Genomic DNA, 24,068 nt, shown 5'->3' on the forward strand with positions numbered 1-24,068 from the left:
AAGATTTCATTACTAACCTCGTAAAAGCTACAAGCAAAAAAGAGGTAATGAGTATCTGTGGATATAGCTATGTGTTTTTAGATGAAATTTGGACTATATAATACATGTGTTTGGTATAACTACTGATTATTGCAATTAAATAAGAAACCCTTTCAGTTTGCACTAAAAGGGTTTCTTATTTATTTTAAGCTATTTTTTACAATTTAGTCATATTTCCGGCTAAAGTTTCGATAAATTTTCCAATTGGACCTTTTATCATCATAGCCATCATAGGATTGAAATCACCTTCGAAATCAAGTTTTACAGCACTGGAGTTGTCAGAAACAGTATCTATGTTTGCTATCAATGTAAATGGAAGTTTATCACTCGCCGCACCCAAAACAATTTTGCTTGGAGCCACTTTTTCTTTCATTTTCAGCTTAATTTCTGGCATTCCTTTTAATCCAAAAATAAAAGCATCGTCACCAATAACTTCAAATTTAGCAATGTTTTCGGGCATTAATTTTTCGAAGTTCTTTACATCACTCAATAAATCAAACAATTCTTGAGCTGATTTTGAGACACTAACTTTTGGACTTTCTAAGTTCATATTTCCGGTATTTTATTTTATGTTTTTTTAAACTTCAATATTCCAAGTGGATGGACTCACATTCCATTCTCTTAAAGTCTGTTCTTCCTCCTCCGTAATATATCTTTTGGCTACAGCCAAATTCAATAAATTTTGATAATTACTTAGCGTGTATAAATCCAGGTGCGCATTTTTGAAATTTTCATCAGCAACATCAAAACCGTAGGTAAAGATTGCTGCCATTCCTTTTACATTCGCTCCAGCTTCACGTAAAGCTTCAACGGCAAGTAAACTACTGTTTCCCGTACTGATCAAATCTTCTACAACAATTACATTTTGTCCTTTTTGTAAAAAACCTTCTACTTGGTTTAGTCTTCCGTGCTTTTTTGGTTCTGGGCGAACATACACAAATGGTAATCCCAAACTTTCCGCTACCAGCATTCCAATTCCTATTGCACCAGTGGCTACACCGGCAATAACATCTGGTTTACCAAATTGTTTCTCAATATTTTTGGAAAATTCATCCCGCACATAATTCCTTACGGCTGGAAATGAGAGGATTAATCGGTTGTCACAATAAATAGGCGATTTCCATCCAGAAGCCCATGTAAAAGGATTTCTTGGATTCAATTTAATTGCATTTATTTGCAAAAGAAATTCGGCTGTTTTTTCGGCTGTATCTTTATTAAAAATCATAGTACAAATGTATAAAGTTTTTGTTAACGACAAACCACTTTTTTTGACAAATCACATCTCTAAGGAGACCGATTTTCAATTGTTTTTGTTAGAAAGTATTGACATAGAGCAACTTATAGTGAAAATATTTCAAAATAAAATTCAAAAAGCATACTTGTATCATCCTGATGAAAGCGTGATTATGAAGACTTTGAAAGCAAAAATACCTGTTACCAAAGCTGGTGGCGGTTTAGTTTACAATAAAAAAGGCGAAGTTTTGTTCATTTTTAGAAACGGAAAATGGGATTTACCCAAAGGCGGAATCGAAAAAGGAGAAGAAATTGATGCCACGGCCATGCGTGAAGTAGAGGAAGAGACTGGTGTAAATGGCTTGAAAATATCCCATAAACTTCAAAAAACCTATCACGTTTTTAGGCGTAATGGAAAATACAAGTTGAAAATTACGCATTGGTTCGAAATGCAATCTGACTTTGAAGGAACTCCACAAGGTCAATTAGAAGAAGGAATCGAAAAGGTGGCTTGGATGAATCCAGAACAAATTAAAGAGGCATTAAAAAACTCTTACGAGAACATAAAATTATTATTTGAAGAAGAAAAGCTCCTGAAATAGGAGCTTTTCTTTATTTTAAGACGCGATACACCGGATATTGCAAATGTGCCTTTTCATAATAAACGGAATGTTTATAAATCCAATCCAGTTGCGCTTCGGGGTTATTAATAAAATTAATGTCGCTTTGTTTTTTATATTCGAATTCAGCTTTTAATTTTGGATTTTCTTTTAAAATCTGTGTAGCGGAATCTTCAAAAACATAATCTGAATAGCCTTCTTTTTGCTGTAACATCGTGTCAAAAAAGTTCCAGTTAAAAAAAGAATCTATTGCTTCCGGCTCCAATGTTTCCAATAGGTATTTTATTCCCTTTTGTTGTGTGGGAATAACGTAATCTCCTTTGGCGAAAGCCAGTTTCTCCATTTTAGACGTTACCGTTGTATTTCTGTGTAAATAATGACCTTCATACGCTGAATTTGTCGTTTTAAAGTCTGCGATTTTATAACTCTCTACTTCAATTATAGTATCTTTTTTTAGTTGACGATAGGAAATAGTATTGCTCTTTAATAATTCAATTACAGGCCAAAATCCCCTTGGAATGATATACGCTTCCGGGATGATTATTTCTTTTACTGATTTGAATTCTTTGCTGTATGAAATGTCTTTTTTGAATGGTTTTGTTTTGTCATAAAACAAGCGATTTCCGGATGTGACGTCGCTTTTTTTGTAACTGGCTTCATAGCCTAAAAACGAAAAAGGAATCGTTTTTGTACTGTCAATTTCCCATTTTATAGTGTACGATTGCTGTGGTTTATACTGCTCTTCATTTTTCAATCGCAGTTGTTTGATTTTTTGGTAATTAGCGTCCGTAAAATCGATTGCGGAACGCATGTATTCATACGTCACTTTCACACGGTCTGCATATTTTTTAAGCATGTGCGTTTCCACGACAAATCCGATTGTATTGAACAATGAAGTGTAACCTGTTGCAAATCGCGGGCTTTCAAAAAATTGACCAAAACCTTTGTCCGGAGTGTCTTGAAAGGCATTGACATAAGGCGTAGTTTCGATGTTCTTTTTTTGTAAATCTTTGACCAAAGCGGGCATCATTTCAGTGTTTAAAAAATCACCTAAAACGGTTCCCAATTTATTATGTTGGGTCATAATGTACGTGAGTTTATATTGGTAATCTGCGCCATTGCTGACATGATTATCAATAAAAACATCGGCATTTATTTTATGGAATATTTCTACAAAACTTTTCGTGTTTCGGGTATCTGATTTGATGAAATCCCGATTCAAATCATAGTTTCTGGCATTGCCTCGAAAGCCATAAATTTCCGGTCCGTCCTGATTGGCTCTTGAAGTGGAGTTTCTGTTTAAAGCGCCTCCAATATTATATACCGGAATACAAACGATAAGCGTATTTTTCGGAGCTTTTATTTTGCCCAAAGCTAAATCTCTAAACAATTGCATTGAAGCGTCAATTCCGTCCGGTTCACCTGCGTGAATGCCGTTGTTAAGCAAAATTACCGCTTTGTTCTTTTGGATGGTTCCAAAGTCAAATTGTTTTTCCGGATTAAAAACAACCATGTGCAACGGTTCGCCACTGTCTGTCAATCCCATTTTTTGCATTTGGATAGTAGGAAAATCATCCGCCAGAAGTTTGTAATATGCAATTGTTTCTTGATAAGATGCGGATTGATTTCCATTGCCTTTTTCGAAAAAAGTATCGTATTTATTCGTTTTTTGTGCAAATGAACTGATGGAGAATAGTAAAAAAAGGAATGTGAAAAATCTCATATTTCGGTTTTTAAATGGAATATCAAATGTAGCTTTTTTTCGATACGTATAGAAATGATACGACTAAAAGGAAACTCCTGATTTAAAAGAATGAAAATTTATAATTCAAAATTCATAACTCAGAATTAAAAATTACCTTTGCAAAATGAATAAGAAACACCATTCCAACAATATACTTTTGAATTTAGGTATCGAAAGCCTGAACGAAATGCAGGAAGTAGCACAAGATACGATCCTGAATGACAATAATGTTTTATTGCTTTCGCCAACAGGTTCCGGAAAAACTTTGGCTTTTTTGTTGCCCATTTTAGAAATGTTACAACCCGAAATTCAATCGGTTCAATGTTTAATTTTAGTTCCATCACGTGAATTAGGGTTGCAAATTGAGCAGGTTTGGAAAAAAATGGGGACTGATTATAAAGTAAATGTGTGCTACGGCGGACATTCCATTGATACTGAAATTAAGAATTTAAGCAATCCTCCAGCAGTTTTAATAGGAACTCCGGGAAGAATTGCAGATCATATCGACAGAGGAACTTTTCGTGTGGATAAAATCCAAACGTTGATTTTGGATGAATTTGATAAATCATTGCAATTGGGTTTCCACGAGCAAATGTCATTTATCATTGGAAAATTAACGAAACTGAACAAACGTGTTCTAGTTTCGGCAACTTCCGATATTGAGATTCCAAGATATACAAGAGTCGTAAACCCAACTATTTTGGATTTCATTCCAGAAAATGAAGAAGAAACGAATCTTTCGATGAAAATGGTCGTTTCGAAAGAAAAAGACAAAATTGGAAGTTTGTTCAACTTGATTTGTTCGTTGAAATCACAATCGGCAATTGTTTTTTGCAACCATCGTGATGCTGCAGAACGCATTAGCGATACGTTGAACGAAAAAGGAATTTATGCCACCTATTATCATGGCGGAATGGATCAGGACGAAAGAGAACGCGCTTTAATCCAGTTTAGAAACGGAAGTGTAAGTTATCTAATCACAACTGATTTGGCAGCCCGTGGTCTTGATATTCCCGAAATGAATCACGTAATTCATTATCATTTGCCATCCAAAGAAGACGAATTTACCCATAGAAACGGACGTACAGCACGTATGTTAGCTTCTGGAACTGCTTATATAATTGCTCATGAGAGTGAGAAAAAAATGGATTATATCGATTATGGAATGAACGTTTTGAATGTGGAAAACTCGACTTCATTGCCAAAACCGCCCGAATTTCAAACCATTTATATCAGTGGCGGAAAGAAAAATAAACTGAATAAAATTGACATTGTCGGTTTCTTTTCCCAAAAAGGAAAATTAGAAAAAGGCGATTTAGGATTAATCGAAGTGAAAGATTTTATTTCGTTTGCTGCCGTGAAATTCAATAAAGTAAAAGATTTATTGCACGCCATTAAAGACGAAAAAATGAAAGGTAAGAAATTTAAAATCGAAGTCGCTCGAAAAGTGATTAAGAAAGAAGAAGAGTAGTTTTTTAGTGTTTAGCTTTTAGCGAGCACTAAAAAAAATGATAATAAAAAAATCGTTAACAGTAAATCAAATTTACTGTTAACGATTTTTTGCTATAATGAAGTCACTGACCACTAATCCCGAAGCGTCGGGACTGACCACTGAATACTATATTTTCTTAACGTATTGTGTAATAATAACAATCTGCTGACCATCTACTTTTCCTTCAATGTATTCCGCATTTTCATGATCCAGTCTGATGTTACGTACTGCAGTTCCTTGTTTGGCCACCATGCTAGAGCCTTTAACTTTCAAATCTTTGATTAAAACTACTGAATCTCCGTGTTCCAAAATCACGCCGTTGCTATCACGGTGAATCACTTTGTTTTCATCGTCTTCACCTTCGCCAGTTGCTTGCGCCCAAGCCAAAGTATCTTCGTCTAAATACATTTGATCCAGTAATTCTTGAGGCCATCCTGCTGCACGTAAACGGCTAAGCATTCTCCACGCGACTACTTGTACCGCTGTGTGTTCGCTCCACATGCTGTCATTCAAACATCTCCAATGATTTAAATCTACGTTATCTGGATTTTCGATTTGGTCGATACAGGTGTTGCAAGCCATGATACTTTCGTCAAGTCCGCCTTTTTTGGTTGGTAAAACTTGATATACTTTTAGGTTTTCGGTTGCACCACAAATTTCACATTTCGATCCACTACGTTTGCTTAATTCTCTTTCTATACTCATTGTTTGATGGCTTTTATTTTTAGGCGAAATTACGGCTTATTGCCTCGTTTCACAAATTTATATGGTTACTGTTTATTTGTCAAGTCGAGCGCAATGCCATTAAGGTTATGAATTCGTCAGTTCGAGTTGAGTAGAAATTTGCAATAGAAAATTTCTGCGAAGTATCGAGAACCCTTACGTTTTAAAGGCTTCTCGATACAATTTTAAACATTAAAGCTTTCGCATTAATGTTCAAAATCACTCGAAGTGACGTGTTGAAACAGCTTAACTTAATAACATTGCGCTCGATTTGACAAAATCTCTTTAAAATTATTTTACTCGGACTGCATCGGGAACCAGCATTTCATATTGACCTCCATTGCGGATTACATCTCTCACAATACTGGAACTGATATACGAAGTTCTTGCGGCAGTCAATAAAAACACGGTTTCTATTTTTGATAAACGACGATTGGTGTGGGCGATTGCTTTTTCAAATTCGAAATCGGCTGGATTGCGCAAACCACGAAGGATAAAATCTGCTTTTATTCTATGGCACAAATCAATGGTCAGACCTTCATAGCTAATCACCGAAACTTTAGGTTCATTTTTAAAGGTTTCTTCGATAAAACGTTTTCTTTCTTCCAGTGAAAACATGTATTTTTTTTCGGCATTGATACCAATGGCAATTACGATTTCATCAAATAGTGAAATGCTTCTTTTGATGATGTCTTCATGGCCTAAAGTGATGGGGTCAAATGAACCCGGGAATATGGCTTTTCTCATTTATTTTTTTTCTATTTTGTCATTCCGACAGAGGAGGAATATCATTATATGGGTTTTCTCCTTTGTCGAAATGACAAGTTTGTGTTTAGAATCTAAGAACTAAGTGTTTTATTAAAGAGCCAACTCAATCGCATTGCTAAACAAATCTTTCAATGAAATTCCTGCGGCTTTGGCCTGTTGCGGAATCAAACTTTCCGTTGTTAATCCCGGAATAGTATTCATTTCCAACATGTGTGGTTCTCCGTTTACCAATATAAATTCGCTTCTGGAGAAACCTCTCATTTTTAGGACTTCATAAGCGCGTTTGGCTATTTCGCTCACTTTTTGGGTCATTTCATCCGAGATTCTTGCGGGTGTGATTTCCTGTGATTTACCCAGATATTTGGCTTCATAATCGAAGAAATCATTGTCAGAAACGATTTCGGTGATGGGTAAAACGGTTACTTTTCCTTTGTAATTGATGACTCCTACAGAAACTTCGGTACCGTCAAGGAAACTTTCTATGATGATTTCGTTGTCTTCTTTGTAAGCAACTTCTATTGCGATAGGCAATTCATCGATGGTTTTTACTTTGGAAATTCCAAAACTGGAACCCGCTTTATTTGGTTTTACAAAACAAGGCAGACCAACTTTAGCTACAATTTCGTCCGTATTGATGGCATCGCCTTTGTTTAGGTAATAAGAAGTGGCGGTTTTTATGCCGTATGGTTTTAAAACGGATAATAAATCACGTTTGTTGAACGTCAATGCTGCTTGGTAATAATCGCAGGAAGTTTGCGGAATATGTAATAATTCGAAATACGCCTGCATCAATCCGTCTTCGCCCGGAGTTCCATGAATGGCATTGAAAACGCAGTCAAAAGTGATTTTGTTACCATCAACAGTTACTGAAAAATCATTTTTATCGATAGGGAATTCGGCTTCATTAGCATCAACATAGACCCATTTTTCTTTGAAAATATGGATTCGGAATCCGTTGTATTTCGTTTTGTCCAGAAATTGATATACGACGTTTCCGCTGATAAGTGAGATTTTATACTCGCTGGAATATCCGCCCATGATGATGGCAATGTTTTTCATTTTGTATCGTTTTGTTCTTAGTTGTTCGAATAAATAATAAGGTGTTTTTAGCACTATGTTTTAGCCCCGATAGTCCCGAACCTTCGGGAGAAATCCTTTTTGTCAGCCTTTTCGGCGGATAAAAAGATTACTTCACTATACTTTCATTTTAATTGGAGTTCAGTGAATTTCATTTGCAACGAATAGCGGGTCCCGATAGCTATCGGGATAGCTCCAAAAAGCATTAAACAAAATTATCATTTTTTTTGAAACGAAATAGCTTTATCTTTGCCACATATAAAAATAAATTTATGAGTTTACGTAAGTATCTTACAAGCCGCGTCTTTTTAGTACAAGTATTAATTGCTCTTGCCATTATTGCCGCTTTGGGCTATTTGTTTATGCATTGGTTGACTTTTACAACAGATCATGGTCATGAAATTGCAGTTCCGAATTTGAGTAAATTGACTGAAGAGCAAGTGGAGGAAAAGCTGGATGAGTTGGATTTAGATTATGTGCTTTTGGATAGTGTGGATTATAGAAGTGATTTCCCGCAATTCAGTGTGGTAGAGCAAGATCCATCGCCGGGTACAAAGGTAAAAGTGGGTAGAAAAATATACATAAAAATAAATACTTCGGGATTTTCATCCGTGCGAATTCCTGATTTGATTGAAAAAACATATCGTGAAGCGGTGCCTACATTGAAAGCATTAGGGCTTGAAGAAGGAACGGTTACGTATGTTCCAAATCTTGGAAAAGACATGGTATTGGAAATGCGTTTCAAAGGAAGAAACCTGAAAGTAGGGGACAGAGTCTTGAAATCATCCAAAATTGATTTGGTTTTAGGAGACGGAAAAATGAGTTATGAAGAAGAAGAAAGTGCTGCGGATACTCTGGTTGCACCAATAGAAGAAACACCAGTTGATGAACAATAATATAGATACAATAGATTTAGAAGACGAGTTATTTGAACATTTTAGATTTGAAGTTCCCAAAGGCCAAGCGTCTTTGCGAATTGATAAATACTTGATGAGCCTAATTCAAAATGCGACTCGCAATAAAATACAAACCGCAGCTACCGAAGGAAATATTTTTGTAAACGACGCCACTGTAAAGTCGAATTACAAGGTGAAAGCCAATGATGTGGTTCGTGTGATGCTTACCCATCCTCCTTATGAAAACCATATTAATCCGGAGAATATTCCGCTTGACATCGTTTACGAAGATGATGCATTGTTATTGATAAACAAATTGCCAGGAATGGTGGTGCATCCCGGTCATGGGAATTATACCGGAACTTTAGTGCATGCGTTGGCGTATCATTTTGATAATTTGCCAATGAACAGCAGCGAACGTCCCGGATTAGTGCATCGAATTGACAAAGATACTTCGGGTTTATTGGTGATTGCCAAAACCGAAGCTGCCATGACGCATCTTGCCAAACAATTTGAAGCGAAAACTTCCGAAAGAGAATATGTGGCTTTGGTTTGGGGAAATGTTGTCGAGGAGAAAGGAACGATTGAAGGAAACTTAGCAAGACACTTGAAAGATCGCATGCAAATGGCGGTTTTTGCTGATCCGGAAATAGGGAAACCTGCCGTGACGCATTACAAAGTGTTGGAACGTTTTGGTTACGTGACATTGATTTCGTGCCAACTGGAAACCGGAAGAACACACCAGATTCGGGCACACTTAAAACACATAGGACATCCTTTATTTAATGACGAGCGTTATGGTGGTCATTTGATTTTAAAAGGAACTACGTTTACCAAATACAAGCAGTTTATAGACAACTGTTTCAAAGCTTTGCCAAGACAGGCTTTACACGCCAAAACATTGGGTTTTGTGCATCCTACAACGGGTGAACTGATGCGTTTTGATACGGAACTTCCGCAGGATTTTCAGGATTGTATCGAGAAATGGAGAGGCTATTCAAAATCCCATGGTACGGACGAAGAAGAAGAATAAAATAGAGAAGCCCCAGTCCCGATTGCTATCAGGAGGGGCTTTTTTTGTTTTAACAGTTGAAGAAAAATATTTTAAATTTATTTACGGTTTCACTCGGACGATTTTATCATCTTTGAGTATTACTAATTCGCTATTCATTCTCTTTTTGTATTCGATTAGCTTTTCATAAACTTTATCCATTCCCTGAAGTATTTTAGTTTGATTCGCTGTTCTTTTATGTGTTTTCATTGTACTGTTTTTTTAGTTTGTTGAATTTAGCTTCATTCTAATAGAGAAACTCTTTATACAAATACTTATAAATTTGCATCTTAAATTTTAACAGATTTTAATTGTTTTTTTATCATAGAATGCAACGTATACAAAGAACACTTTGCGGAGCAGGGGCAACTGTCTAAGTTAATTGCAACTTTTGTTTTTCAATTGTCACATTAAAACTTATATCCGCTTTTAATGCTTTAAAAACTTTCAATATTGTGTCAATCGTTGCGCTATTTGTGCTACTTTCAAGTTTAGAAATCTGTGATTTTTTGACACCAACAAGTACTCCCAATTGTTCTTGAGTTAAATTTCGTTCTTGTCGGGCTTTTTTAATCATACGACCTAAAATATCCATGCGAAGTTCATATTCGTATTTTTCTCTTTCTTCAGAGCCAATGTTTCCGATATATTTATCTTTCATTTCTGAAAGTGAAGTTGATTTCATTTCTGTAGTTGCCATGACATTATTTTTTAGGTTTATTTTCAAAATATTTTGCTCTTATTTTACTTGCTCTTTCTATTTTCGTTTGTGGGAACTTTGTCTACTTTTTTTACAAATCCATGAGTTGCAAAAACTAGCGTATTTTTATCATCTGTTTTGTCCCAAAATGCCAACAATCTAATTTGAAGTCCGCCAAATCGTGTTCTAAACTCCCAAATATCATGCTGTAATTTTTTGAATAATTTTGGGTCGTTGGTTTGTTCTGCAATGTCAATGGTATAGAAAACTTTGGAAATCGTTTTTTGATCCAGTTTTGCTATAAATTTCTCGGCTTCTTCTAAAAATCTTGTTTCGAAATATTTCAAACGTATAATTTTTTACAAAGATAAATAAAGTTTCTAAATTTAGAAACTTTTATTACGTTTTTGATTTACGAGAGTTGTAATTTTGTGAATTGTAGTTTGTCTTGATTACTGTTTATTGCTTATTGTTGTGGGCGCAAAGTCAGAGACATTTGGGCAGCGTATACCAGGAACACTTTGCGGAGCTGGCGTGTAATCGGTTTCGTTCAACACAGGTTTCATTGTTCGTGCTACGCACGCAACGAACCCTTGCTGTTAGGCGTTCGTATTTTCTTTTTCGAAGAGCTTTTTCTTCATTTTGAAATATGTAAAAGTTCCAATTGACAATATTGTTATACTTAATACCCATAAGTAATATCCTAATTCTAACGATATAATTTTAGCCATTGATCCACTTTCATCCCCAAGAATTTCACTCCAAGTGGAAAAGGAAATAGATAGAGCTAATGCAATTAAGCTAAACTTGATTGCAATTGGTTTGTTATTTAATAAAAGTACTATTGATAATAAGCTTAATGGATTTGCCAACCATATTATTTGTTCCAAAAGCGCTCCTCCTATGAAGGCGGTACTACCAATTAAAAAATACGTTAAAGATGAAACTGGTTTTATTTCTATGTAATCAATTATTATCGCGTTTTGAGTTAGAGAAATTATAAAAATTATCAAGCTCAGGGTAATTGTTAAAATCTTAATTGTTTTAAGTTTCATTTGATTTCAGATTTCGAGTAATATGACGCACAACTTATTTATACGTCTGACAGCGTCCGACTTATCCACCCAAAATTGGGTTGCTAAGTCTGACAATCGTCAGTATTTATTTTCTCAAATATAATCAAATTATTCGTACAAATAAATCGATCTCTTAAAACTAAATTCATCCGACAAAATAAATCAAAAAACTATTATACAAAAATATTGCTACTGATTCCTGTATGAAATGTACAGCAAGGAATAGAGCGGTTGTTAATTAAAAGTTAAACCAATGAATACTATTCAATTTGCAGGCACTAAAATTTATTTTTGATATTGATTAACCATTAAAAAACCAATAAATGAAGAAACTTTTCATTTTAACTGCAATCGCTGCAGCGATGCTTGTGCCCACCACCCAATTTGCACAGTCCAAAAAGAAAAAAGATAAAAATGCCGCTGTAGTTCCTCCTCCGGAAAAGAAACCGGAACCCACTATCAAAGAATACAGCAAGGTAATTACTAAAGACGCCGTTTCTGACGAAGGATTGTTTACGGTACACAAAGTAGATAAAAAATATTTCTTCGAAATCCCCAATAAATACTTGGATAAAGACATGCTTTTAGTGAGTCGTTTGTCTAAACTGCCTTCTAATCTAGGCGGCGGATACGTAAATGCAGGTTCCGAAACCAATGAACAATTGATTGTTTGGCAGCGTTTTCAGGATAAAATCCTTATCAAGATAAAATCATTCAGTGCTGTTGCCAATGACAGTTTGCCTATCAGCATTTCGGTGAAATCCAATAATTATGAGCCTACATTATTTGCTTTTGATATCGTAGCCTTCAGCAAAGATTCCGCAAATACGGTGATTGATGTGACTAAATTTTATGGCACCGATGTGAAAGCCATCAGCGGTTTATCGGCAGAAATGAGAGAAACCTACAAAGTCAAAGGAATGGATGATTCCCGCAGTTTTATCAATACGATGAAAAGTTTCCCGATGAACATTGAAGTGATTCAGGATTTCACCTACAACGCTTCTAAACCGCCCGTTCAGGAGGATTCAGAAACGATAAGCATCCAAATGAATCAGTCGATGATTTTATTGCCTGAAAAACCAATGCAACCCCGATTAGCTGATCCGCGCGTGGGATGGTTTACGATGAATCAAATCGATTACGGGAGCAATGAATTAAAATCTGACAGCAAAACGTATATCCAACGTTGGAGATTGGAGCCTAAAGATCCTGTCGCTTACGCAAAAGGCGAACTGGTAGAACCGATCAAACCTATTGTGTACTACTTAGATCCAGCCACGCCTGAAAAATTGCGCAAGTACATCAAACAAGGAATTGAAGATTGGCAAAAGCCTTTTGAAACGGCTGGTTTTAAAAATGCTATTATTGCCAAAGACGCACCAACGAAAGAACAAGATCCTGATTTCAGCCCGGAAGACATTCGTTATTCCGTAATTCGTTATGTGGCGAGCACGACACGTAATGCCGTTGGACCCAGCGTTTCTGATCCAAGAACGGGAGAAATTATCGAGAGCGACGTGATCTGGTACCACAACCATTTGCGTTCGTACAGAAATAGATATTTATTGGAAACAGGAGCTGCAAATCCTACAGCAAGAACATTAAATACAAGCGATGAAGAAATGGGTGAAATGATGCGTATGGTTATCGCTCATGAAGTGGGACATGCTCTTGGTTTTCCCCATAATATGGGGGCGAGTTGCGCTTATGATACTGAAAATTACAGAAATGGTGATTTTACACAGAAAAACGGAATCGCAGCGAGTTTGATGGATTATGCCCGTTTTAATTACATCGCACAACCGGGAGATAAAAACGTTCGTTTCATCCGTCAAATGGGGTCTTACGATCATTATGCCACTAATTGGGGGTACAGAGTTATTCCAAATGCGACTTCACCTGAGGTTGAAGTGCCAACGTTAGACAAATGGATTATGGAAAAAGCCGGAAATCCTATCTATAAATACGGGAAACAAAGCAGTAGTTTTGATCCGTCTTCACAAACGGAAGATATTGGAAATAATTCAATGAAAGCAGGTTCTTACGGACTTAAAAACTTGCAATATGTAGCAGCACATTTATCAGAATGGACGAGTGATGTCACTAATAATTACGAGGATTTAGATGAGTTGTACAAAGAGATGATGGATGTATGGAGCAGGTATGTGGGGCATGTGGTGACCAATGTTGGAGGTGTTTATGAAACTACCAAAAAGCCAAACCAAAAGGGAAGCATTTATGATATTGTCCCAAAAGTAAAGCAACAAGAAGCGATGCAATGGTTGCAAGCCAATGCTTTTGCTTCTCCAACGTGGTTGGTGAATGTGAGTACGTTGAAAAACATTGATTACTCCGGGTACACAGAGCGTTTTAGAAATTTGCAAGCCAGACATTTGAATAATGTGATGAGTTTTGAGCGTATTGGCCGATTAATGGATGCAGAAATATTGGGTACTGCTAATTATAAAGCACTGGACTTACTGGGTGACATGCGCAGAGGAATTTGGAAAGAAGCCAGTTTAGGTTCGAATGTGACTATTTACAGAAGAAATTTGCAACGTGCCTATATTGAAAGAATGAGTTATCTGATGAAAGAAGAAATTAAATTGGGTCGTCCTTCGGACTATTATAATGTGGCGCAATCGGATGTGAGAGGATTGGTCAGAGGCGAATTGACAAGTTTAAAATCCACTTTATCAGTTGCTAAAACCAGAGCTGTAAATGCAGAAACAAAATACCATTATGAGGATGCGATTAAAAGAATCGACATGATCTTAAACCCAAAATAATAAAATTTCAGTGTTCTATTGCCGTTGGGTGTAATTATTCAAAACGTCAGTTCGAGTGTTTTTTGTGGAGTAAAACGGAACAAAAAATGTCCCGGTAGCTATCGGGACGAGAATTGTTTTTAATTCAAAATTTTCTTGTTCTCGATACGATTTTCTGACGAAAATCACTCGAACTGACGAAAATTATAATTAAAAACTAATTACACCCAAAGGGTTATTCTATTACAATAAAGAATCCGCTTTCGAACGGATTTTTTTATTGCTATAACTTGGAATAAGAGATGCGATGAATTGATTAATGAACAGGAAACTCAAAAAAATAGCTTTTTCCAATAAGAAACAGTAGTCCGTGAGTGAAAGGTCCTGGCAAGAATTTTAGAGTATTTAAATAGGAGTCATAGGTTTTGTTGTGATAATTTGTAATCACAAAAGGAGAAGAATTAGAAGTGATATACAAATCGGTTATTCTTTTATTGTCCATCATCGTTTTTTCGTTAAAACTGGAAAAACAGATTTCTTGTTTTTCCTTTTTTAATTGGATATAATCAAAAACCGATAAGGGAACGGTTTGATTTATTGAATAAAAAAGAACTGATTTAGAAACATCAATTAAAACCCATTTTTTTAATTCATTGGAATAGATTTCATTAAAAGCATGTCCACCTTTAATGCTAGGATCGTTTGATACGATCTTCAATCCCCATTCTTTTACTTTTAAATCGTTTATGACACAGAAATTATTATAGACTTGAGAAAAATCGCTGCAAACACCACCTTCACTATTTATCATTTTTCTTAGGGTTACATCTGAGGATTTACCTAATCCAGGGCCTCCTTTTATATAGTTTCTCAACCAAACGGCTATCTTTTTCGCCTTATCAAGATCACTTAGTACAGCTTCTTTTTTTACGAAAATTAATGGATTTAGTTCAAAATAAATTTCGGGTATTTCTGTAGTTTTGTTTAAGTTATTGTAACAAAAACTTTCAATCCTATCAAAAGTGGCCTTTTTAGAAAGTAACCTAAACCGTATTTTGTATAGTAACGGATGTCTTCGGCAATACCAGATTAAAGATCTACTCATTTTTCAATAATTTATCATGTTTGTAAACAATTAAAATAAAGAAATGCTATTTGCAAACAGTTTGTATTTAACTATTTGCAAATCAAGTAGGTTGTGTCAAATATAATAAAAATAATAACTCAAAAAGAAAAAAATGCCTTAAAATAAAACAATCAAAAAGCATAAAAAAAGCCCCTCCCGATAGCAATCGGGACAGGGACTTTGTTTTTTATGTTTTTAAAGGAAAAATAATTATTAAGAGTTCCTTTTTATCTTTATAAATACTTATTTCATTGGAAAATTCGCTTCGAAAGTTTTAAATCGGGTGTCTAAATCTTTAAGCAATTGCTTTTTTACGGAAGCCTCTTTTATAAAACTGTAATTGATGCTGTTGTAAACAAATTGCTTGATATCTGAATAGGAAACGTCTTTGTATCTTTTGGCTAACAAAACATATTGCTCTGTCATATTGGTGCGTAAAATTCCTGCATCATCCGTACTGATTACTATGGGAACGCCAAATTCTTTATACAAGGTCAACGGATGACGGTTTTCTTTGACTTTCAAAATGAATTCGTTACTCACTAAGTTAATTTCGATAGGAATGTTTTTCTTCGCCATATAGCGCAATAAATCATACGAATCTTTCTCGTACGCCATATCTACTCCGTGACCGATACGGTTGGCTCCTGCGGTATAAACGGCTTCGCCAATGTGCCAAGTCAGTTCTTCCGGTTGCACCAAACCAAGCGTCAGCTCGCCTGCATGCATCGTGTATTTTACATTTGGATAACGGGAATGGCAGTATTTAAACATGACCATGTGCAACCAATAATCTTTCATCGAGGTTTCACCATCTTCTGGAGAAACAATGTTAACACCGGCCATCAGCGGACTTCCATCTGCTGAAATGAATGCAATTACCAGATTTTTAAATAAATCTACGGGTTCCATGAAACGCAATACAAAATTTTGATACCGCATCGTAAATTGTTTGTCATCAATTTTAAGGTCCTTGTGAAGCTTTGCCACAAAATTGGTGTTGAATTCTATGGCGTAGGATTCAGCATCTTTTTTCAGTAATGAATTGTAAACAGAATCCAATGATTTTAGAATTGCTTTTTCGTCTTTTGCCAAAGCGAATTTTTGCAATCTGGAATTGAATTTCGTCAAATCATCCGTATTCATTGCAGTTGGAATTGTAGATAATTGCGTTTCAATATAACTGACATTTTCTGAAATGGCTCTGTTTTTTAGTTCCAATAAACCTTGTCCAAAATTCCCTTTGATGGCCGGTTCAAACTTCATAAAGGATTCAAAAAACAATTTATCCGATGGGTAATCCACATGATTATAGTCTTTTACAGACCATTTTTGCATGATTTTTTGCTTGTAAACATCTAATGTTCCATTACTTTTTAATGTTGAAAATTGTTGCCAGTTTCCGGTTGATGGTTTTTCTTTTAAAACATCCATCGTTTCGGTATTGAGATAAAAATCATCAGCAATAGCACGTTGTAATAAGGGCTCAGCATAAATAGAACCGGAATAATGGTGGTGTAAATCGCCACCTTTCGGCATTTGGGAAAAGAAAGCGGTTAATTCAGCTTCATTGTTTCTGATTTTTTCAAAATAGTCATTTGGAGCTTGAGAATATGCACTATTTAGTACCGTTATTAAAAGGAAAGTATAAATTAATTTCATGTTTTAAATTTTTATCGAAGTGAAAGTATTCTAAAATAGGCTACTTTTTTGGTTAGTTTTGTTCTAACGGCAATAGTTATAAGTAATTTAAATAGGTTAAATTCTAACTTATTTCGAGGTAAATGTAATAGATTTAACGGATTTATTAAAGACTTGTTTTATAAAATTTTTTAAAAATTAGACAATAATGCAAACCATAATATCTCAATAAATTATAAAACATAGTATAAATGCGATCAAAATTATCGGGTAGATTCGATTTTTAAAATTCATTCGAAATATTAATGTGGTATTAAATATCAAATTCTATTAGTCTTTCACAAAAGAATTAATCAGTTCCAGTTTTAACTGAATTTACGTTTTTTTTTAATTTAAATTATTCCAATTATCAATAGAACAGCAAATAGGATAAGCATAAAAGTCACTATATTTTGAATGGTTGTTATGGTGACTTTTTTTAATAATTTATTGCCAAAATAAGCTCCAATAAATGCCGAAAGTGTGGCTAGAGTCAGTAAAGTGTAATCAAATTGACTTTGATTATTCAGTATTTGTTTGGAATAAACAGTTAGTCTGGAAATGTCCACTAAACAAGCAATTACCACACCGGTTGCAATGAAAGATTGTTTGGATAAATTAGCTCTTATCAAAAATGCGGCTCTTAAAGCGCCTTGATTTCCGGAAAGACCACCAAAAAAACCACTCAAAATTCCTCCTACAGGAAGGTATTTCTTGTCAAATTGTAAGTTGACAAAACTTGGTACCACTTCAAATAGAGAGAAAAATAACAACACAATTCCAATAATCAGTTTTATTGGCATAATTTCAAAAGTGTGATTTCCTATTTGATAATCCGTTAGTGGTTGCATATCTGTCAATAAGGAAAGTACATAAGCGCCAAGAAATGCAAAAATAATTGCTGGAATCCCAAAGCGTAAAACAACATTTAAATTAGCGCTTTTACCCAATAAAAATAATTTAAAAAGATTGTTTAGAAAATGAACGATGGCAGTAAGTAAAATAGCCATTTCGATAGGAAAAAATAGTCCAAATACAGGAACAAGTAGCGTTCCAAGACCAAATCCAGAAAATAAAGTCAAACCGGAACCTATTAATGCAGCGAGACAAATGATGATGTATTCCATTTCATTTTAGATTTTAAATAAGAAAGCTATAGGAAAGGTTGCGTTTCGTTTTCGGAATAATTTAAATCCGTATGGAAGGTTTCTTTTAATTTCCAAAGTGCCAAAATTGAAATTACCGATAATAGTGTTCCAACAATCATGGCAGATTTCAAGATGTCTCCATCAAAAACAGTGTCTCTGAAAAAGCCATAAATGATAATAATTAGCGGCAGCGAACCCCGAACAAAATTTGGAACCGTCGTAGTCACGGTTGCACGAATATTGGTTCCAAATTGTTCCGCTGCAATAGTGACAAACAATACCCAATATCCTACAGAGAAGCCCATAATAAAACAAAGGAGATAAAAAGTGGATGCTGTAATTCCAAATGCATTTAGGAACATAAAAACCATGATCAGATTAAAAATCAAAAACAAGTACATCACTTTTTTTCGACTTTTCAGCCACTGACTTAACAATCCGCTGGCGATATCTCCAAAAACCAATCCGCCGTAACACCAAGCAATGGCTTTTCCTGCGGCAATCGTTTCAAAACTTCGAACACCTAATGCTTTGGCAAATTCCGGGGAGAAAGTTATTAATACGCCTACCAAAAACCACAACGGAATTCCGATAAGAATGCATTGTATGTATTTTGAAAAGCGTTTTTTATTGGTAAATAAAGAAAGAAAATCACCTTTCTTCCCTTCACTTTCTTGTACTTTTTTGAACATGTCTGATTCAGAAATACTGATTCGTAAAAACAATAAAAGAAGTCCTAAAACACCTCCGGCATAATAACACAAACGCCAATCCTGAAAAACCTGATATACTAAATAAGCAACCACCGCACCCGAAACACCTACAGATGCTACAATCATCGTTCCGTAGCCTCGTTTTTCTTTGGGCAAACTTTCGGTTACCAAAGTAATTCCGGCGCCTAATTCTCCAGCAAGTCCAATTCCTGCTATCAATCTCCAGAACGCGTATCCATCAACGGTAGTTACCATTCCGTTAGCAATATTGGCCACCGAATAAATCAAGATAGAACCAAATAAAACAGAAATACGTCCTTTTTTATCACCTAATATTCCCCAAAGAATACCGCCAAAAAGCATCCCGAACATTTGCATACTAATCAAAAATTCTCCCTGATTCCTGATGGCATCACCGATTATTCCTAAATCTTTTAGACTATCGGTACGGACAATTCCAAAAAGCAATAAATCATAAATATCAACAAAATAGCCCAGTGCGGCTACAATTACGGCAGCGTTCAGAATTCGGACTGGCTTTTCTGTTTCGGAGGATAATGTATGGCTCATTATTATTATTATTATTATTAACCCGTTGGGTGTAATTATTCAAAACGTCTGTTCGAGTGTTTTTTGTGGAGTAAAACGGAACAAAAAATGTATCGAGAACTGTTTTTAATTCAAAATTTTCTTGTTCTCGATACGATTTTCTTCCCGAGGCTTCGGGAGAAAATCACTCGAACTGACGAAAATTATAATTAAAAACTAATTACACCCAACAGATTATTATTATTATTGAATTATAAGTTGCATTAATAAATCGGTTTGTTCGTCATTTCCTAATGTAAAAACGTGTTTGTCAAATACAACAAATCCATTTTTAGTATAAAATCGAAGTGCTCTGTGATTTTCTTCCCAGACACCAAGCCAAATATAATCAACGCCAGTACGTTGTGCAATCTTTTTTACTTCGTCAAGCAATAGTTGACCAATGTTTTTCCCATGAAAAGTTTGCAAAACATAAATCCGGTGCACTTCTAAAGCATTCTCATTGATGGTTTCGGTTTGGGCATCACCGAAATTTATTTTTAGATAACCAACAGGTTCTGTATTCGAATACGCTAAATAAAACTGGGAATTAGCATTATTTAATTCAGTTGTTAATTGTTCCGCATTGAAACTTTCTTTTATATAATTGGCAATATTTTCGGGCGTATTTACAGCGGCAAAAGTCTCTTTAAAAGTTTGGATACTTATATTTTGGATTGTTTCCAGATCAGATAGTGTCGCTTTTCTAATTTCAATTGAGTTCATAATTATGGAAGTGTCGTTTGGTTTATTGGTCTCAAATATAGTTTAAAACTATGCACTTTTAGTGCATTTCGCTTTAGCTTCTAAAAATTTTTACCGAAGATTCGCAAATTATTTATTCAGCTTTGATGTGTTTAATTTGCGAATCTGCGGTTTAATTTTTTTGTTCCCGTTTTAACCGTGCAGACTCAAAAATAATTAAATTAGAGAACAATTTTCATTATCTATTGCACTATTAAACAAATCAATTTAAAGATTCTTGATTTCTTGATTTCAATTAGTACTTTTGGAAGAATTAATAAAAAGAGCTCGAAAGAGTATTGTGTATGAAAATTGTAATATCGCCAGCCAAGTCGTTAAATTTTGACAAACAGTTACCCACTCAATTGCACACCGAACCTTTGTTTTTAAAAGAATCGCGACAAGTTCACAAAGTTTTAAAAGAGAAAAAGCCTGCAGATTTATCGGATTTAATGAGTATTTCGGATAAATTGGCTGATTTGAACTGGAAGCGAAATCAAGATTGGAAAACACCTTTTACGACTTCAAATGCCCGTCCGGCAGTGTATACTTTTGATGGTGATGTGTACATTGGATTGGACGCTTATTCGATTCCAGAAAAAAAATTAGAAGCTTTACAAGACCGTTTGAGAATACTATCCGGTTTGTACGGATTGCTGAAACCATTGGATTTGATTCAAGCGTATCGACTGGAAATGGGAACCAAATTACCCATTGGCGAAAGCAAAAACTTATATGAATTTTGGAAGCCAACCGTTACAAAAGCTTTAAATAAAGAGCTTGAAAAAGGCGAGTTGTTTGTCAATTTAGCGAGCAATGAATATTTTTCGGCAATTGATGTCAAGGCGTTGAAAGTTCCTGTAATCACTCCGGAATTCAAAGATTACAAAAATGGAAAACTAAAAATAATCAGTTTTTTTGCCAAAAAGGCGAGAGGAATGATGGTGCGTTATATTATTGATACAAACGCTAAAACGATAGAGGATTTAAAAGGTTTCAATTACGATGGCTATCAATTTGACGCTAATTTATCGAAGGGAAATCATTTGGTTTTTACCCGCTAATATCTTTAAACAAATAAAAAACGCCGTTTTCATCATGAAAACGGCGTTTTTTATGTTTGGATTTTAATGCATCGCATCGGCAGGATTGATTTTGTTTTTTCCTTTTTTTATCAAAAGTATAAAAGGAATACAAAATAAAAACAATGCGCCTAAGTATAAAAAGATGTCCATATACGATAATACGGAACTTTGTACCATTACTTTATATTCAATGGCTTTGTAGGCTTTTGCCAAAGCTTCATTTTCAGAATAGCCTTTGGACATGAATCCCATTTTTAGCTGTTGCACTGTTTTTTGTACTTCATAAGAAGTTACATTGAGATGCGAAATAAGATTCAGGCGGTGTTCCTGATTGAAACGGGCAATAAAAGTGGTGATAATGGCAATACCAAAAGAGCCTCCTAATTGTCGCATCATTCCTGTAAAAGCAGCACCTTCGCCAATACTTTTTCCCTTTAAAGTGGATAATGAAAGTGTAGAAATAGGAACAAATAATAATCCCAATCCAATTCCTCTTAATATCAATGGCCAGTATAAATGTTCTTCACCAGAATCGGGTGTAATTACCTGTTGCATCCAATACGTAAAAAAGAAAAACAACAAAAATCCTGCAGCAACCATATACGCTTGCGGCACGCCACGCTGAATCATTTTACCAATAAAGGGCATCATAATTCCGGTAGTAATAGAACTTGGAATCAACAATAAACCGGCATCCATAGCACTCCAACCTAAAACGGACTGTGTGTAAATAGGGATAATAAAGGTGGAACCATACAATCCAAAACCTAGAATAAAACACATGATGGTTCCTATTCTTAAGTTGGTATCTTTTAAAACCCTTAAATTTACGATGGGATGTTTGTAGGTAAGTTCTCTCCAAATAAAGAACAATAAACCAAAAACAGAAATAACAGATAACAATACAATCGTATTATTATTGAACCAATCGTCTTGCTGACCGTGTTCCAGAACATATTGTAAGGAGCCAACAAAAGCAGTTAAAAGAAAGATTCCCCACCAATCGACCTGACTGGCTTTTAGTTTGTCACCATATTTAGGGCTTTTTACAAAAGAGAGCGTCAGTAAAGTAGCTATAATTCCAATAGGAATGTTGATGTAAAAGATATACGGCCATGAAAAATGGTCTACAATATATCCTCCCAAAGGCGGCCCAAGAGTAGGTCCTACAATAACTCCCATTCCGTAAATAGCTTGCGCCATTCCTCTTTTGGCGACAGGATAACTCTCGGTAATTATGGTTTGTGCAGTTACTAATAAAGCGCCACCGCCCAATCCTTGAATGAATCTAAAAGTGACTAATTCCCAAATATTATTGGCATTACCGCATAAAAAGGAAGCAACCGTAAAAATAATAATGGAAACCGCAAAATAATTCCGACGCCCAAATTGTTGTGACAACCAGCTCGTCATAGGAATCACAATCACATTTGCAATAGCATAAGCAGTGATAACCCAAGCCACATCAGTAAGTGACGCGCCAAGACTGCCTCGCATATTGTTTAATGCCACATTTACAATTGTAGTATCTACAATTTCAAGCATAGCACAAAGAACGGCTGTAATGGTAATTATGACTCTTCTAAAGCCATATTCTACTAAATCATCTTCTCCTGTTTGTACCATTTTATACTAAAGTGTAAACTATCATTTTCTTAAAAGTATTGCCGTTTTTGACATTTTAGAACGAACCAAAAGGCGGAATTTATTTTAAATGTACATCTACATCCACATTCATTCCCGGGCGAAGTAATTTTATTTTTTCAGGATCATTTGATGTGTTCAAACTTATTTTAACGGGTAATCTTTGGATTGTTTTCACAAAGTTTCCTGTAGCATTATCAGGAGGTAGCAATGAAAAACGAGATCCTGTAGCGGGTGAAAACGACGTGATTGCACCTTGAAAATCATATCCGGGATAGGCGTCCACTTTTACGGTAACTTTTTGACCAATTACCATTTTGTTCAATTGCGTTTCTTTGAAATTAGCAATTACCCAAGCTTCTTTGTTATTGATAATATAAAATAATGATTGTCCCGGTTGCACTAATTGTCCCGGTTGAATGTCAATTTTTGAAACCTGACCGTCAATCGCTGCAGTGATAGCGGTGTAGGTTAAATTTAATTTTGCAGCATCAAGTAATGCTTTGGCTCTTTTGATATTGGCAGCAGCCACTTCAGTTTGTTTGTCTGAAACTTTAGATTTGGCTACAATAACCGATTTTTGAAAAGCAGTTGCTCTCTGTTGCTGTTGTAAAACGCGTACTTGGCTTTCTGCTTCAAGTTTTGCAGCCAAAGCTTGCTCGTATTGTTGTTTTGTAATCGAATGGCTTTTGTACAAATTGTTATATCTGTTGTAATCACTCGTAATGCGATCCAATCTAATTTTTGCCGATTCGATGTTTCCACCTGCTGATTGCACGTTAGCATCGGAAACTGAAATACTGGCTAAAGCACTTCCAATATCAGCTTTAGAAACTTCAAAACTGCCTTCAGCGCCAACCATTGCAGCATTAGCTTCTTCAATTTTTAATTGGTAATCTCTTTTATCGATGGTAAACAGCGTATCGCCTTTCTTTACAAAATCATTGTCTTTGATGTACACTTTATCCACATATCCCGAAACCCTTGGAATAATAGGATTCATGTTTTTTTCAATTTGCGCATCGTCTGTTTCTTCGTGAGCCAAGGAATGCATGTATTTATAAGTTCCGTAAGTTCCACCTAAAACTACCAAAGCCACTAGGATAATAATAAATTTTGTATTTGTTTTTTTCTTTTCCATGGTAGGTAT

Annotated in this window: 23 protein-coding genes; 6 read left to right on the forward strand and 17 right to left on the reverse strand. The window is 35.3% G+C overall.

All coding sequences use genetic code 11. From position 1 onward, the window contains the following. Positions 1-196: 196 nt before the first annotated feature. Together ACNQGX_RS12390 and pyrE are read right to left on the reverse strand one after the other, a co-directional pair. Positions 197-589 carry an SRPBCC family protein gene (locus tag ACNQGX_RS12390; RefSeq protein ID WP_131916373.1) on the reverse strand — a complete coding sequence of 131 codons (393 nt, stop codon included), beginning with the start codon at positions 587-589 and terminating at the stop codon, positions 197-199. A 27-nt stretch (positions 590-616) separates the two neighbouring features. Next, entirely contained in the window at positions 617-1,264 is a 648-nt protein-coding gene (gene pyrE / locus ACNQGX_RS12395) for an orotate phosphoribosyltransferase (RefSeq protein WP_131916374.1), read from the reverse strand. Positions 1,265-1,271: 7 nt separating this feature from the next. Between pyrE and ACNQGX_RS12400 the strand changes: the two genes are divergently transcribed. Continuing rightward, complete coding sequence (locus ACNQGX_RS12400) at positions 1,272-1,874, forward strand: NUDIX hydrolase (protein WP_131916375.1); 603 nt, start codon at positions 1,272-1,274, stop codon at positions 1,872-1,874. A gap of 10 nt (positions 1,875-1,884) precedes the next feature. Here the strand turns inward: ACNQGX_RS12400 and ACNQGX_RS12405 are convergent, their stop codons facing one another. Continuing rightward, the gene (locus ACNQGX_RS12405; protein WP_417976674.1) at positions 1,885-3,615 is read right to left on the reverse strand and encodes a M14 family metallopeptidase; all 1,731 of its coding nucleotides are present in this window, start codon (positions 3,613-3,615) and stop codon (positions 1,885-1,887) included. Between the two features lie 145 nt (positions 3,616-3,760). Between ACNQGX_RS12405 and ACNQGX_RS12410 the strand changes: the two genes are divergently transcribed. Further along, on the forward strand, positions 3,761-5,107 hold the full coding sequence (locus ACNQGX_RS12410) for a DEAD/DEAH box helicase (protein WP_417976676.1): 1,347 nt from the start codon (positions 3,761-3,763) through the stop codon (positions 5,105-5,107). A gap of 147 nt (positions 5,108-5,254) precedes the next feature. Here the strand turns inward: ACNQGX_RS12410 and ACNQGX_RS12415 are convergent, their stop codons facing one another. The 3 genes from ACNQGX_RS12415 to ACNQGX_RS12425 form a co-directional block, all read right to left on the reverse strand. Beyond that, on the reverse strand, positions 5,255-5,833 hold the full coding sequence (locus ACNQGX_RS12415) for a PhnA domain-containing protein (protein ID WP_417976678.1): 579 nt from the start codon (positions 5,831-5,833) through the stop codon (positions 5,255-5,257). A 309-nt stretch (positions 5,834-6,142) separates the two neighbouring features. After that, positions 6,143-6,598, reverse strand: a complete 456-nt coding sequence (gene coaD / locus ACNQGX_RS12420) for a pantetheine-phosphate adenylyltransferase (RefSeq protein WP_417976680.1) — start codon at positions 6,596-6,598, stop codon at positions 6,143-6,145. 111 nt (positions 6,599-6,709) lie between these two features. Further along, entirely contained in the window at positions 6,710-7,678 is a 969-nt protein-coding gene (locus ACNQGX_RS12425; RefSeq protein WP_417976682.1) for a D-alanine--D-alanine ligase, read from the reverse strand. A gap of 290 nt (positions 7,679-7,968) precedes the next feature. Here ACNQGX_RS12425 and ACNQGX_RS12430 point away from each other — a divergent pair, with 290 nt between their 5' ends. Next, positions 7,969-8,592, forward strand: a complete 624-nt coding sequence (locus ACNQGX_RS12430) for a PASTA domain-containing protein (protein ID WP_417976684.1) — start codon at positions 7,969-7,971, stop codon at positions 8,590-8,592. Next, the gene (locus ACNQGX_RS12435) at positions 8,582-9,625 is read left to right on the forward strand and encodes an RluA family pseudouridine synthase (RefSeq protein ID WP_417976686.1); all 1,044 of its coding nucleotides are present in this window, start codon (positions 8,582-8,584) and stop codon (positions 9,623-9,625) included. The genes ACNQGX_RS12430 and ACNQGX_RS12435 overlap by 11 nt, the downstream gene beginning before the upstream one ends. A gap of 81 nt (positions 9,626-9,706) precedes the next feature. Here ACNQGX_RS12435 and ACNQGX_RS12440 read toward each other — a convergent pair whose 3' ends face one another. The 4 genes from ACNQGX_RS12440 to ACNQGX_RS12455 all read right to left on the reverse strand — a co-directional run bounded on the left by ACNQGX_RS12440 (position 9,707) and on the right by ACNQGX_RS12455 (position 11,398). Continuing rightward, positions 9,707-9,853 carry a hypothetical protein gene (locus ACNQGX_RS12440; RefSeq protein ID WP_417976688.1) on the reverse strand — a complete coding sequence of 49 codons (147 nt, stop codon included), beginning with the start codon at positions 9,851-9,853 and terminating at the stop codon, positions 9,707-9,709. A 163-nt stretch (positions 9,854-10,016) separates the two neighbouring features. Further along, positions 10,017-10,343 (reverse strand): helix-turn-helix domain-containing protein, encoded by a 327-nt coding sequence (locus ACNQGX_RS12445; protein WP_417976690.1) that lies wholly within the window; start codon positions 10,341-10,343, stop codon positions 10,017-10,019. A 44-nt stretch (positions 10,344-10,387) separates the two neighbouring features. Continuing rightward, positions 10,388-10,690, reverse strand: coding sequence for a type II toxin-antitoxin system RelE/ParE family toxin (locus ACNQGX_RS12450; protein ID WP_417976692.1), 303 nt, complete (start codon positions 10,688-10,690; stop codon positions 10,388-10,390). 252 nt (positions 10,691-10,942) lie between these two features. After that, positions 10,943-11,398 (reverse strand): hypothetical protein, encoded by a 456-nt coding sequence (locus ACNQGX_RS12455; protein WP_417976694.1) that lies wholly within the window; start codon positions 11,396-11,398, stop codon positions 10,943-10,945. Positions 11,399-11,742: 344 nt separating this feature from the next. Between ACNQGX_RS12455 and ACNQGX_RS12460 the strand changes: the two genes are divergently transcribed. Continuing rightward, a complete protein-coding gene (locus ACNQGX_RS12460) occupies positions 11,743-14,211 on the forward strand; it encodes a zinc-dependent metalloprotease (protein WP_417976696.1) in 2,469 nt (822 codons plus the stop codon). 295 nt (positions 14,212-14,506) lie between these two features. Here ACNQGX_RS12460 and ACNQGX_RS12465 read toward each other — a convergent pair whose 3' ends face one another. The 5 genes from ACNQGX_RS12465 to ACNQGX_RS12485 all read right to left on the reverse strand — a co-directional run bounded on the left by ACNQGX_RS12465 (position 14,507) and on the right by ACNQGX_RS12485 (position 20,171). After that, on the reverse strand, positions 14,507-15,295 hold the full coding sequence (locus ACNQGX_RS12465; RefSeq protein WP_417976698.1) for a transglutaminase-like domain-containing protein: 789 nt from the start codon (positions 15,293-15,295) through the stop codon (positions 14,507-14,509). Between the two features lie 264 nt (positions 15,296-15,559). After that, complete coding sequence (locus tag ACNQGX_RS12470; RefSeq protein WP_417976700.1) at positions 15,560-16,978, reverse strand: adenosine deaminase; 1,419 nt, start codon at positions 16,976-16,978, stop codon at positions 15,560-15,562. Between the two features lie 371 nt (positions 16,979-17,349). Continuing rightward, positions 17,350-18,123, reverse strand: a complete 774-nt coding sequence (locus tag ACNQGX_RS12475; RefSeq protein ID WP_417976702.1) for a TSUP family transporter — start codon at positions 18,121-18,123, stop codon at positions 17,350-17,352. Between the two features lie 26 nt (positions 18,124-18,149). Then, complete coding sequence (locus ACNQGX_RS12480) at positions 18,150-19,427, reverse strand: MFS transporter (protein ID WP_417976704.1); 1,278 nt, start codon at positions 19,425-19,427, stop codon at positions 18,150-18,152. 222 nt (positions 19,428-19,649) lie between these two features. After that, entirely contained in the window at positions 19,650-20,171 is a 522-nt protein-coding gene (locus ACNQGX_RS12485) for a GNAT family N-acetyltransferase (protein WP_417976706.1), read from the reverse strand. Between the two features lie 323 nt (positions 20,172-20,494). On the opposite strand from ACNQGX_RS12485, the gene yaaA reads away from it, so the two are divergent. Continuing rightward, on the forward strand, positions 20,495-21,253 hold the full coding sequence (yaaA, locus tag ACNQGX_RS12490; RefSeq protein WP_417976708.1) for a peroxide stress protein YaaA: 759 nt from the start codon (positions 20,495-20,497) through the stop codon (positions 21,251-21,253). A gap of 63 nt (positions 21,254-21,316) precedes the next feature. Here the strand turns inward: yaaA and ACNQGX_RS12495 are convergent, their stop codons facing one another. Together ACNQGX_RS12495 and ACNQGX_RS12500 are read right to left on the reverse strand one after the other, a co-directional pair. Next, positions 21,317-22,900, reverse strand: coding sequence for a DHA2 family efflux MFS transporter permease subunit (locus tag ACNQGX_RS12495; RefSeq protein ID WP_417976709.1), 1,584 nt, complete (start codon positions 22,898-22,900; stop codon positions 21,317-21,319). A gap of 79 nt (positions 22,901-22,979) precedes the next feature. Beyond that, the gene (locus tag ACNQGX_RS12500; protein ID WP_417976710.1) at positions 22,980-24,059 is read right to left on the reverse strand and encodes an HlyD family secretion protein; all 1,080 of its coding nucleotides are present in this window, start codon (positions 24,057-24,059) and stop codon (positions 22,980-22,982) included. Positions 24,060-24,068 lie beyond the last annotated feature (9 nt).

It is taken from the genome of Flavobacterium glycogeni (assembly GCF_048286775.1).
Lineage (GTDB): Bacteria > Bacteroidota > Bacteroidia > Flavobacteriales > Flavobacteriaceae > Flavobacterium.